We start from the raw sequence: 12,061 nt of genomic DNA, 5'->3' as shown, positions 1-12,061 counted from the left end.
GCGTCCTCGCCCGCCGTCCTAGGCTGCCTCCTTCGCTCCGGTGATCAGCCCGACGACCTCGTTCATGTCGTGGGTGCGCGGTGACACCAGCCCGACGCGCCTGCCGAGCCGGTGCACGTGGATCCGGTCGGCGATGTCGAAGACCTGCGGCATGTTGTGGCTGATCAGCACGACCGGAAGACCTCGCTCCCGGATCCGGTCGATGAGTTCGAGGACCTTGCTCGCCTCGGCCACGCCCAGCGCCGCCGTCGGTTCGTCCATGATCACGGCCTTGCTGCCGAACGCCGCCGCGCGGGCCACCGCGACGCCCTGGCGCTGACCGCCGGAGAGCGTCTCCACCGGCTGGGTGATCGACTTGATCTTGATGCCCAGCTCGTCGAGCACCTGCTGCGCCTGCTCCCGCATCCGCGCCCGGTCGACCGCGCGCAGCACCCCGCCCAGCACACCGGGCCTGCGCGGTTCGCGGCCCAGGAACATGTTGGTCGCGATGTCCTGCGCCGGAGCCAGCGCCAGGTCCTGGTAGACCGTCTCGATCCCGCAGCGCCGCGCGTCCAGCGGGCCGCGGAAGCGGACCGGTTCGCCGTCCACCCGGATCTCCCCGGCATCGGGGATCAGCGCCCCGGACAGCGCCTTGATCAGGCTGGTCTTGCCCGCGCCGTTGTCACCGACCACGGCCAGCACCTCGCCGGGCAGGACCTCGAAGTCGGCGTCGTCGATGGCGGTGACCCGCCCGTAGTGCTTGCGCAGGCCCGCGGCCGACAGGGTCGGTGTGCTCATCGTTGCCTCCTGGCCAGCCGGTCGAAGACCACCGCGGCGATCACCAGCGCGCCGGTGGCCACGTCCTGGTAGAGCGCGTCGACGCCGAGCTGGGTGAGCCCGGAGCGCAGCACCGCCACGATCAGCGCGCCCATCAGCGTCCCCAGCACCGACCCGCGCCCGCCGAACAGGCTCGTTCCGCCGAGCACGACCGCGGTGATCGAGTCGAGGTTGCCCAGCTGGTAAGCGTTCGGGTCGGCGTTGGGGACCCGGCCGAGCGCCTGCCAGGCGGTGATCCCGAAGATCACCCCGGCGGTGAGGTAGACCGACAGCAGCGTGCGGTTGACCTTGATGCCCGACAGCCGCGCGGCCTCCGGGGCGTTGCCGACGGCGTAGACGTGCCTGCCCCAGGCGGTGCGGGTCAGCGCGTACCAGACCACCAGGTACATCAACAGGCACAGCGTCATGCCGTAGGTGATCTCGATGCCGCCGAACAGGTAGCGGCGGGTGCCCAGCCAGGTCAGCAGGTCGTCGCCGGTGGGCACCGCCTCGCCGCCGGCGAGCAGCTTGGCGATGGCGGTGAGCATCGTGAGCATGCCGAGCGTGACGATGAACGGGGGCAGCCGGATCTGGGTGACCAGCCCGCCGATCACCAGCCCGATCAGCGCGGTGGTGACCACGCCCGCGACCAGCGCGAGCCAGCCCGGGGTCCCGGCGAGCACGAGCAGCGCCATCACCAGCGTGGCCACCACGGCGGCGGAGGCGTTGGCCAGGTCGATGCCGCCGGTGAGGATGATCAGCGTCTGCCCCAGCGCGAGGGTGCCGATCACCAGCGACTGCTGGACCACCAGCGACAGGTTGTCGGGGTCGAGGAACGTGTCGGTGGTCAGCGAGAACACCGCGATGGCCAGCAGCAGCGCCAGCGCGGGGCCGACGGCCGGTGCGCGCAGCAGGAACTCGCGTGCGCTGAAGCGCTCCTCGACGGCAGCGGTCACCGCTCACCCCAGCAGTGCTGCTCGCCCCAGGCGACGGTCTGGCTGGGGATGCCGGGCATCGGCTGGTCGGTGATCACCACCGAGCCGGTGTCGTGGAACCCGGCGGGTTTGGCGCCGGTGCGCGCGTGCTCGACGGCGGCGTCGACGCCCTGCTGCGCCATCTTGTCGGGGAACTGCATGACGGTGGCGCGCAGCTGACCGGACTTGACCGCGGCGACGCCTTCGCAGCCGCCGTCGATCGAGGCCATCACGACCTGCTCGGCCAGTCCGCGCGATTGCAGCGCCGCGTGCACGCCGCGGGCGGTCGGCTCGTTCATGGTGTAGACGGCGTTGATGTCGCTGCTGCGGGCGAGCAGGTTCTCGGCGCCCTGCTGGGCGAGGTTCTGGTCGCCGTTGGCGTTGGTCGTGCCGCGCACCTCCGGGGCTCCCTCGGCCAGGCCCATGCCCGCGAGGAACCCCTCGTGGCGCATGCTGCTCACCGATGATCCGGCGGTGCCGTCGATCATGAGGACCTTCGGCGGGCGGTCGCCGAGGGCGGCCTTGGCGTAGGCGCCCTGCAGGCGTCCGGCTTCGCGGTTGTCGGTGGCGATGGTGGCGTCGGCGGCCTCGGCGGGTTCGGTGGCGGTGTCGAGGGCGATCACCAGGACGCCGGCCTGCCGGGCGCGGGCGAGGGCGTCGATGACGCCGGTCGAGGAGTTCGGCGTGATGAGGATCGTGCTCACGCCCTGCTGGATGAGGTTCTCGATGGCGCGGACCTGGCCGTCGTTGTCCCCGTCGAACTGCCCTGCCAGCGCGATGAGCTGGGCGCCGCGGTCGGCGGCGGCCGCTTCGGCGTCGGCTCGCAGGCCCACGAAGTACGGGTTGGTGTCGGTCTTGGTGATCAGGCCGATCTTGGCGGGGCCGCCGCCGGGCGAGGCGTTGCCGCCCCACTCGCGCTCGGCCGAACACCCCGAGACCACCAGCACCAGTCCGACGACGACGCTGACAACTCTCCCGAACATGAGTCCTCCCCGTTGAGGCCGCTCCGAAGACGCGAGGCGATCATGCCGATCCGAACGTCCCGGCGACTCCGCCGATCGGTGGCCCCGCCGTTCGGTGACGCCGGATTGATTTCACTCGACACTGAACCCACCAAGGTTGTTGATGTCTACGTCGGGGTGCGTAGCCGCGATGTCGGTGACGAGGGGACGTCGGCGCGCGGTTCGTGGGCGAGACTGGTGGGCATGGGTTCGGTGCGTCCTCGGGTCGGCGATGTGGGGCTGGCCGTGCTGGTGACCGCGGTCGGCGTGATCGGCACGGTCGCCGCGAACCGCTGGTCCGGCCACGGGATGCGCGGGATGCACGGCGTCGACGGCCTGGCCGTCGCCTTCGTGCTGGTCGCCGGGGTGGCGCTGGCGTGGCGGCGGCGGGTGCCGCTGGTGGTGCTCGGGGTCGTGGCCGCGGCCGTCACCGGCTACCTGGTCAGCGGCTTCCGGTACGGGCCGATCCTGTTCGCGCTGCTGGTGGCGGTGTACACGGCGGCGCGGCACCGGCCGCCGCGCACCGCCGGGATCGCCGCAGGCGCCGTCGTCGTGCTCGTGTGGGCGCAGACGCTGATCACCGGACCCGGCTGGCCGGGACTGCTCCCGGCGGCCGCGTGGGTGGTGGTCCCGTTCGCCGCGGGGCTGGTGGTGCGCACCCAGACCGAGGCGGTGGCGCGGCACCGGGCCGAGGCGCTGCGGCAGCGCGTCGACGACGAGCGGTTGCGCATCGCCCAGGAGGTGCACGACGTCGTCGGGCACGGGCTCGCGGCGATCAAGATGCAGGCCGACGTGGCGCTGCACGTGCTGCCGAAGAAGCCGGAGCAGGCCGAGATCGCGCTCGACGCGATCAGCCGCACCAGCAGCGACGCCCTCGACGAGCTGCGCTCCACGCTCGCGATGGTCCGCACCGGTACCGGGCGCGGACCCGAACCGGGCCTGGAGCGGGTGCACGACCTCGTCCACCGCACCCGGGAGGCCGGTGTGGACGTGGCGCTGCGGGTGCGCGGCGAGCGTCCCGAGCTGCCCAGGGCCGTCGACCTCACCGGCTACCGGGTGCTGCAGGAGTCGCTGACCAACGTGCTGCGGCACGGTCCCGAGCAGCGCGCGGAGGTCACCGTCGACTACGCCCCCGAGGAGGTCCGCATCGAGGTCACCAACCCCTCCCCCGCCGGCCCCGGCGGCGACGGTCTCGGCATCCCGGGGATGCGCCGCCGCGTGGAGGCGCTTGGCGGCGAGTTCGACGCGGGGGCGTCCGGCGGACGGTTCCGGGTGCGCGCCCGCCTGCCGATCGGAGACCGCCCGTGATCAGCGTGCTCATCGTCGACGACCAGGACCTGGTGCGCATCGGTCTGCGCACGCTGCTCGACTCCGAGGACGACCTGCGCTGCGCCGGGGAGGCCGCCGACGGGCTCGAAGCCGTGGCGCGAGCGCGCGAAACCCGGCCCGACGTGGTGCTGATGGACATCCGGATGTCCGGTGTGGACGGTCTGGAGGCGACCCGGCGGATCACCGCGGACCCGGACCTGGCCGGTACCAGGGTGATCGTGCTGACGACCTTCGAGATCGACGAGTACGTCTTCAGCGCGCTGCGGGCGGGCGCCAGCGGGTTCCTGCTCAAGGACACCACCCCGGTGGAGCTGCTGCGGGCGATCCGGCTGGTCGCCGGGGGCGAGGCGCTGCTGGCGCCGTCGGCCACCCGCAAGCTGGTGCGCGAGTTCGTGACCCTCGCGCCGCGCTCCCGCGAACCGCACCCGCAGCTGCACACCCTCACCGACCGGGAGCGGGAGGTGCTGGCGCTGGTGGCCGAGGGGCTGAGCAACGAGGAGATCGCGCAACGCCTGGTCGTCAGCCCGGCCACCGCGCGCACCCACGTCAGCCGCGCGATGGTCAAGCTGGGAGCGCGGGACCGGGCGCAGCTGGTGGTCTTCGCCTACCAGTCGGGACTGGCGGACTGACTCACTTGCCGATCGGGGTGTACCGGGTCCAGGGGGTGTCGGCGAGCTTCTTCTGGCCGTCCCAGAGCTCCACCATGATCCGCAGCGAGCCGTCGGACTTGAGCTGCAGCTGGCACTTGATGTAGTCGCCCTCGCTGCTGGTGTCGCGGCACTCGGCGGTGTGGTGGTAGTCGGTCTCGGAGCGGGTCTTGATCCAGTACCCGTCCTTGTTGGTGTCCTTGGCGGCGATGAAGTCGCCGTCGGCGTCGAAGCAGCCGGTGCCCCGGGACTTGCCCTGGTAGCTGATGGACTTGCAGATCTTCGCCGAGTACGGCGCCTTCGAGGTCGTCGGCGCGCTGGTCTCCGGCGGGGGCGGTGCGGGCTGCACCGAGGACGGGGTCGCCACCGGGGTGGTCGTGGGCGGCGCAGCGGAGGTGGTCGGCGGGGGTGCGCTGGTCACCGGGGCGACAGTGGTGGTGGGCGCGGGGCGCGGCAGCGGGGTGGCCTGGCCGTCGGTGGGCTCGGGTCTCAACGTGACCGCGGCGGCGGCGACTCCGGCGATCGCGGCCACCGCGCCGATGGCCACCAGCGCGATCGGCCAGCGGGAACGGCGCCGCTCGGTCTCGAAACCGCCCGCTCCCCCGGCCGCCAGCGGCGCGGTGGTGCGCAGGGCGCGGCGCGCGGCGGCGGCGAGCTCACCGGCGGTGCGGTAGCGGTCGGCGGCGTTCTTGGCCATGCCGGTGGCCACGACGCGGTCGAACTCCGGCGGCACGCCCGGCATCGCCTCCGACGGCTTCGGGGGCTCGCGGTTGAGGTGGGCGTAGATGAGCGCTTCGGTGCTGGTCACGCCGTAGGGCTTGGCGCCGGTGAGGCACTGGTAGAGCACGCAGGCCAGCGAGTACACGTCGACCCGGTGGTCGGAGGGCGCGTCGCCGAAGCGCTCCGGCGCCATGTAGGCCAGGGTGCCCATGGTGACGCTGCCCGAGGTGCGGCTGGTGGCGTCCTGGATGGAGGCGGCGATGCCGAAGTCCACGAGGTAGGCGAAGCCACCGGCGCCGAGCAGCACGTTGGAGGGCTTGACGTCGCGGTGCACGACGCGGGCCGCGTGCGCGGCGTCCAGCGCCGCGGCGACCTGCTCGATCACGTGCACCACGTCGTTGGGGTGCATCGGCCCGTGGGCGTTGAGCCGGGCGCCGAGGTCTTCGCCCTCGACCAGCCGCATGTCCAGGTAGAGGCGGCCGTCGATCTCGCCGTAGCCGTGGATCGGGATGACGTGCGGTTCGTTGAGGCGACCGGCCGCGTGGGCCTCGCGCTTGAAGCGCTCGCGGAACTCCCGGTCGGCCGCCAGGTGCGGCGCCAGGAGCTTCAGCGCGACGATGCGGTCGTGGCGGGTGTCGTAGGCGCGCAGGATCTCGCCCATTCCCCCGCGGGCGATGACGCCCTCCACCCGGTACGGGCCGAACTGCGACTGCACGACCACTGCTCCTCGTCCGACGTTTCCGTCATCCTATTGGGTTACTCAGCGCGCAGTGCACGCCCACCGGCGGTTCCGCTCAACGGATGCCGCGGTCGGTGAAGTTTCCGCTACGAAGCGAAGACCTCCGGTGCGCGGGCGGTCACCGTCCTGCTACCAAAGGTGAGGAAAGATCATGTTCCTCACCGGCTTTGGGAAAGGACCGGTCCCCACCATGTCGACGACCGACGACGGCACCGACGCGCGCAAGATCGACCGCGGCCAGGACACCGGCGGATGCCCGGTGAGCCGGGACGCCGACGGCGTGTGGCGGGTTCGCGGTCACGCCGCCGCCCGCGCGGCCCTGCGCAGCACCGACACGGTCCAGGCCGGGCTCGGCGTGGAGACCGTCGAGAAGATGCCTGCCAAGATCCGCCGTCCCGTGCTGTACCGGGACGGGCCGGAGCACCGGGAGCACCGCAGGCAGACGGCCAAGTACTTCACTCCCCGCAAGGTCGACGAGTCCTACCGCGGGATCATGGAGCGGGTCACCGACGAGCAGCTGGGCAAGCTCACCGCCAACGGCACGGCGGTGCTGTCGGAGCTGAGCTTCGAGCTGGCGATCGGCGTGGCGTGCGCGGTGATCGGGCTGACCGAGAGCAAGCCGGGGCTGGCCGGGCGGCTGGAGCGCTTCTTCCCGGAGGAGTTCGGCGAGCCGGGTTTCACCAGCCTGCACGGCCTGTACTGGGTGTGGCGGCAGGCGGTGAACTGGGGCGGCATCTACTTCGCCGACGTGCTGCCCGCGGTGCGCGCCCGGCGCAAGCGGCCGCAGGACGACCTCATCTCGCACCTGCTGGCCGACGGCTGCTCGTCGGCGGAGATCCTCGGCGAGTGCATCACGGTCGCCGCCGCCGGCATGGTGACCACGCGTGAGTTCGTGAACCTCGCGGCCTGGCACCTGTTCGACGACGACGCGCTGCGCGAGCGCTACGTCAACGCCGAGGAAGCGGAGCGGCTGGCGATCCTGCACGAGTTCCTGCGCCTGGAGCCGGTGGTGTCGAACCTCCGCCGCCGCACCACGGCCCCGGTGGAGCTGCCCGGCGAGGACGGCGCGACTCACGTGGTGCCGGAGGGCGAGGTCATCGACATCGACGTGACCAGCACCAACGCCGACACCGCCGCGTTCGGCGACAAGCCGCTGGAGGTCTGCCCGCACCGCGAGCTCACCGAGGCCACGGCCCCGGGCCTGTCGTTCAGCGACGGCGCGCACCGCTGCCCGGGCAACAACATCGCGATCCAGGAGACCGACGTCTTCCTGACCCGCCTGTTCGCCCTCCCCGGCGTCCGCCTCCAGACCCCGCCGAGGGTGTCGTTCAACGACGCCATCGGCGGCTACGAACTCCGAGGCATGGTCGTCGCCGTAGACCACTGACCTCCCGTCGTTCCGTGGGTGGGGAAGTTTTCATGAAAACTTCCCCCACCCCATCAGGACCACGCGAAGGTCGTCACGGCTCCCGCGGGCAGCGAGTGCTCGAAACTCTGCCCGCCGGAACGGACCTGGAAGGTCTGCTCGGAGTCGGAGGCGTTGAGCGCGAGCAGCGCGATCGAGCCGTCGGTGTTGCGGAAGGCGACGGTCTCGATCCCACCCGGGTTGCTGCTCGATTCCACCCGCTGCGCACCGGGTTTCACGAACTTCGCGACGTGGCCGAGGACGTAGTACTCCTCGTTGTAGGTGACCTGCCCGCTGCCGGTGTCGACGGTGACCACGCCGCGGCAGTCCGAGCAGCCGCCGTTGGTGGGCCCGTGGTTCTGGTCGAGCGCCATGTTCCACAGCGTGACGCCCTTGGCGCCGTTGCGGGTGCCGCCGATGATGAGGTTCTGCGTCTGCCACTTGAGGTTCTGCGCGAAGTCGGGTGACCAGTCGCCGCCGGAGCACTCGGTGAGCCACACGCCCTTGTCGGGGTGGGCCTGCTGGAACTCGCTCTGCCCGGTCACGTCGCCCTCGTAGCAGTGGAACGCGGCCCCGGCCACGTGCGGGCCGGCTTCGGGGTCGTCGACGACGGTGCCCGGGTAGTCGGGGTGCGACCAGTTGTGGTCCCACGCCAGCAGTTGGGTGCCGAGGCCGGATTCGGCGAGTTTCGGCCCGATCTCGTCGCCGATGACGGCGGCCTGCTGCTCGGGGCTCATGTGCATCGACGGGTATCCGGCCGAGCCGTCGCCGGATTCGGGGTGGTAGGGCTCGTTCTGGATGCTCAGGTAGTCCAGCGGCACGCCCGCGTCGGAGTAGGCCTGGGCGGTCTTGACGAGGTAGTCGGCGAAGATCCCGTGGCTGTCGGTCTTGAGCTCGCCGCCGTCGATGTTGTCGTTGGTCTTCATCCAGGCCGGCGCGCTCCACGGCGTGCCCATCACCTTCAGCCCGGGGTTGATCTGCTTGGCCTGCCGCAGCAGCGGCAGGATGTAGGCGTCGTCGTGGGCGGTGGAGAAGTCGCCGAGGTCGCAGCAGGTGTCGTCGAAGGTGTAGTCGCCGGAGTCGGGTGTGGCGAAGTCGCTGGCACCCAGGGGCTGCCGGACCATGCTGAGCCCGATCCCGTTGGCGCCGAAGAGGTTGTTCATCAGCTCGTCGCGCGCGCCCTGGTCGAGATCGTTGGCGACGAGGGAGGCCGCGGAGTCGGTGAAGGCGGCCCCGAACCCGTCGATGGTCTGGTGGGTGGTGGCCGGGTCGACGTCGATGACGGTCTCGGCGCTGCCGCCGGAGCCGAACTCCTCGTCCGCCTGGCGTTCGAGAAGCTTGCCGCGGTCTCCGGTGGTCTCCCACACCTGCACGACCGGGGCGGCACCGCCGGGCGCGACGCCCACCGAGGTTCCCAGCAGCAGGGTGCCGGTGAGCAGTGCGGCGCGGGTGCGCCAGGGTCGGGTTCGCCTCATCGCGGTGTCCTCTCGGCCGTGTTCGTCACCGCGGGATTGTTCGCGGATTCCGGCTCCGCCGCACGCGGCATGACCCGCCTGATCGTGCATTTCGGTGAACGCGAATGCGCCTTTTCGCCGCATGGTGTCGAACTCTCGCCAGGAATTCCCGTTCCGGTGCCGCGGTGCTATGTTCGGCGATCGCGACAAACCCGACTTCACGGCGACTGGATCGGTCCGGGGCATTCGTCGCGCGGAGGGTCCGAAACATTTCGGATTCCCGTCTCGGCGAATGCTTTTCACGACGGTGTTTTCTCAACGCGGAGGAGATGCGTTCATGGCCTTCAGCAGACGAATGCGCGTGGCGGCGATCGGTGCCGCTCTCGCGTGCACGGCGCTGATCACCCCGACGGTGGCCGCCGCTGCCCCGACCTACCGCGACGCGTCGGCGCCGATCCCGGATCGGGTCGAGGACCTGCTGTCGCGGATGTCGTTGCAGGACAAGATCGGTCAGATGACCCAGGCCGAGCGGGCGGCGGCCGATCCGCAGACCGCGGCGTCGGCGTCGCTGGGGTCGATCCTCAGCGGCGGTGGTTCGGCGCCGGAGCCGAACACGGCCGAGGCCTGGGCGGACATGTACGACGAGTACCAGCGCGCGGCGACCGCGACGCCGCTGGGCATCCCGCTGATCTACGGGGTGGACGCGGTGCACGGGCACAACAACGTGCACGGCGCGACGATCTTCCCGCACAACATCGGTTTGGGCGCGGCCAACGATCCGCAGCTGACCGAGGACATCGGGCGCGCGACCGCCGAGGAGATCTCCGGCACCGGCATCGACTGGGACTTCGCCCCGTGCCTGTGCGTGGCCCGCAACGACCGCTGGGGCCGCACCTACGAGTCGTTCGGCGAAACCCCGGAGCGGCCCACGGCCAACGCGACGGCTATCGACGGCCTGCAGGGCGAGGCGCTCAACGCCCCGGGTTCGGTGCTGGCCACGGCCAAGCACTACGTCGGCGACGGCGGCACGACCGGCGGTGACGACCAGGGCAACACCGAGATCGACGAGCAGGAGCTGCGCCGCATCCACCTGCCCCCGTTCCAGGAGGCGATCAACCGGGGCGTCGGCTCGGTGATGATCTCCTACAGCAGCTGGAACGGCCTGAAGCTGCACGCCCACTCGTACCTGATCAACGACGTGCTCAAGGGCGAGCTGGGTTTCCAGGGCTTCGTGATCTCCGACTACGACGCAATCGACCAGATCGACGGCCAGCTGGGCTTCACCGCCGAGGAGGTCGCCACGGCGATCAACTCCGGCCTCGACATGATCATGGTGCCGAACGACTGGCGGAAGTTCACCGAGCTGCTGCGCGGCGAGGTGGAGAACGGCCACGTCCCGATGTCGCGCATCGACGACGCGAATCGCCGCATCCTCACCAAGAAGTTCGAGCTCGGCCTGTTCGAGAACCCCTACACGGACCGCCAGTTCACCGGCACGGTCGGCAGTCCCGAGCACCGCGCGCTGGCCCGCGACGCGGTCCGCAAGTCCCAGGTCCTGCTGAAGAACGAGGGCGGCGTGCTGCCGCTGGCCAAGGACGGCGGGAAGCTGTTCGTGGCGGGCAAGAACGCCGACGACATCGGCAACCAGTCGGGCGGCTGGACCATCAGCTGGCAGGGCGAGAGCGGCCCGATCACCCCGGGAACCACGATCCTGCAAGGCATTCGGGACGCCGCGAAGGGCACGGAGGTCACCTACGACCGCTACGGCCAAGGAATCGACTCGTCGTACCGCGCCGCGATCGCGGTCGTCGGCGAAACCCCGTACGCCGAAGGCCAGGGCGACCGCCCGTCCGGTATGGGCCTCGACCAGGAAGACCTGGCGACGCTGAAGAAGCTGGAGGACAGCGGAGTCCCGGTCATCGCGGTCACGGTCTCCGGCCGCCCCCTGGACATCGCCGAACACCTCCCCCGCTGGGACGCCCTCCTCGCCTCCTGGCTCCCCGGCACCGAAGGCGCCGGCGTCGCCGACGTCCTCTTCGGCGACCACAACCCGACGGCCACCCTGCCCATGACGTGGATGACCTCCGCAGACCAACAACCCATCAACGACGGAGACGGCCAAAAACCCCTGTTCCCCTACGGCTTCGGCCTGACGTACTGACCTGACGAGTCTGGAAATCCCCTGGTCACCACGTGGTGGCCAGGGGATTTCTCATGCTTCTGCCGTTTGGGACGACGTTCGACATTCAACGCGAGCCGGTTGGTTCCAGGTGTTGACGTAGTCGTCGAGGACTACGGCCACCTCGCGGAGCGACTCGCTCAACTCCCGGCAATCCGCGCAGGTGAACCGCCCTCCCCCGAGGTCGAAGGCCGCCTCGTCGAGCATCCACTGCATCCGCCGCAGCACAACCGCCAGCGCGACCTCACGCCGACTCACCGAGCACGCTCGCAATCCCCGCACCGCGGCCGCCGCGTCACGGGATGGCCAGGCACAGCCCACATCACCGGCTGCCCGCACGCCCCGACTGACTCGCTCTCGATGGCGAGATGAATCTCCAAGTCCCGCAACGAAGTCGACGGCAACCACCGCCGAACAACAACCCCCAGCAACACATCACTCATACCCACCACAATGTCCGAGCCGACCCGGACCGGGGTATGACACAACGTCCCACTACCCACCCGAGCTACCGCATGCGCAGCCCGAATCCCACACCACCACACGGCCGGACGCCTGCGGACAGGCAGTAACAAGGACCGGCAGTGGAGGCCGGTGACAGCGGCACGACGAGCTCGGCTGGGTCACACGCCCGGTGACGCCGGGGGCAATGGGGACCCGGCCGTGGAGGCCGGTGACAGCTTTTCCCTGGTGAGAACAGTCCTATCCCGTTCCGACGTGGCAATGGGGACCGGCCATGGAGGCCGGTGACAGCCGGACCGAAATGGATATGAACCCGAAAAAGGAGTTGTGGCAATGGGGACCGGCCATGGAGGCCG

General features: G+C 70.6%; 10 protein-coding genes. 4 read left to right on the top strand and 6 right to left on the bottom strand.

What is annotated here, in order from left to right; translation table 11 throughout:
- Positions 1-18: 18 nt before the first annotated feature.
- The 3 genes from BM424_RS24845 to BM424_RS24835 are packed head-to-tail and all read right to left on the bottom strand — an operon-like array spanning position 19 to position 2,752.
- The gene (locus tag BM424_RS24845; RefSeq protein ID WP_093422694.1) at positions 19-777 is read right to left on the bottom strand and encodes an ATP-binding cassette domain-containing protein; all 759 of its coding nucleotides are present in this window, start codon (positions 775-777) and stop codon (positions 19-21) included.
- Positions 774-1,751 (bottom strand): ABC transporter permease, encoded by a 978-nt coding sequence (locus BM424_RS24840; RefSeq protein WP_093422691.1) that lies wholly within the window; start codon positions 1,749-1,751, stop codon positions 774-776. Before BM424_RS24840 ends, BM424_RS24845 begins: the two co-directional genes overlap by 4 nt.
- Positions 1,748-2,752, bottom strand: a complete 1,005-nt coding sequence (locus tag BM424_RS24835) for a substrate-binding domain-containing protein (protein WP_093422689.1) — start codon at positions 2,750-2,752, stop codon at positions 1,748-1,750. Before BM424_RS24835 ends, BM424_RS24840 begins: the two co-directional genes overlap by 4 nt.
- A gap of 222 nt (positions 2,753-2,974) precedes the next feature.
- Between BM424_RS24835 and BM424_RS24830 the strand changes: the two genes are divergently transcribed.
- Together BM424_RS24830 and BM424_RS24825 are read left to right on the top strand one after the other, a co-directional pair.
- Positions 2,975-4,078 (top strand): sensor histidine kinase, encoded by a 1,104-nt coding sequence (locus BM424_RS24830; RefSeq protein ID WP_093422812.1) that lies wholly within the window; start codon positions 2,975-2,977, stop codon positions 4,076-4,078.
- Positions 4,075-4,728, top strand: coding sequence for a response regulator (locus tag BM424_RS24825; protein ID WP_093422686.1), 654 nt, complete (start codon positions 4,075-4,077; stop codon positions 4,726-4,728). Before BM424_RS24830 ends, BM424_RS24825 begins: the two co-directional genes overlap by 4 nt.
- Before the next feature lies 1 nt (position 4,729).
- On the opposite strand, the gene BM424_RS24820 is transcribed toward BM424_RS24825, so the two are convergent.
- Positions 4,730-6,181 carry a serine/threonine-protein kinase gene (locus BM424_RS24820; protein WP_093422810.1) on the bottom strand — a complete coding sequence of 484 codons (1,452 nt, stop codon included), beginning with the start codon at positions 6,179-6,181 and terminating at the stop codon, positions 4,730-4,732.
- Positions 6,182-6,395: 214 nt separating this feature from the next.
- Here BM424_RS24820 and BM424_RS24815 point away from each other — a divergent pair, with 214 nt between their 5' ends.
- Positions 6,396-7,592, top strand: a complete 1,197-nt coding sequence (locus BM424_RS24815) for a cytochrome P450 (protein WP_093422684.1) — start codon at positions 6,396-6,398, stop codon at positions 7,590-7,592.
- Positions 7,593-7,645: 53 nt separating this feature from the next.
- Here the strand turns inward: BM424_RS24815 and BM424_RS24810 are convergent, their stop codons facing one another.
- Positions 7,646-9,085: a glycoside hydrolase family 30 protein gene (locus tag BM424_RS24810; RefSeq protein ID WP_093422681.1), complete on the bottom strand. Its 1,440-nt coding sequence runs from the start codon at positions 9,083-9,085 to the stop codon at positions 7,646-7,648.
- Between the two features lie 316 nt (positions 9,086-9,401).
- Between BM424_RS24810 and BM424_RS24805 the strand changes: the two genes are divergently transcribed.
- Positions 9,402-11,225: a glycoside hydrolase family 3 protein gene (locus tag BM424_RS24805; protein WP_093422679.1), complete on the top strand. Its 1,824-nt coding sequence runs from the start codon at positions 9,402-9,404 to the stop codon at positions 11,223-11,225.
- 51 nt (positions 11,226-11,276) lie between these two features.
- Here the strand turns inward: BM424_RS24805 and BM424_RS24800 are convergent, their stop codons facing one another.
- Positions 11,277-11,501: a hypothetical protein gene (locus tag BM424_RS24800; protein WP_093422676.1), complete on the bottom strand. Its 225-nt coding sequence runs from the start codon at positions 11,499-11,501 to the stop codon at positions 11,277-11,279.
- Between the last annotated feature and the right edge of the window lie 560 nt (positions 11,502-12,061).

It is taken from the genome of Saccharopolyspora flava, from assembly GCF_900116135.1.
GTDB lineage: Bacteria > Actinomycetota > Actinomycetes > Mycobacteriales > Pseudonocardiaceae > Saccharopolyspora > Saccharopolyspora flava.
This window is presented reverse-complemented; position numbering and strand designations above follow the sequence as displayed.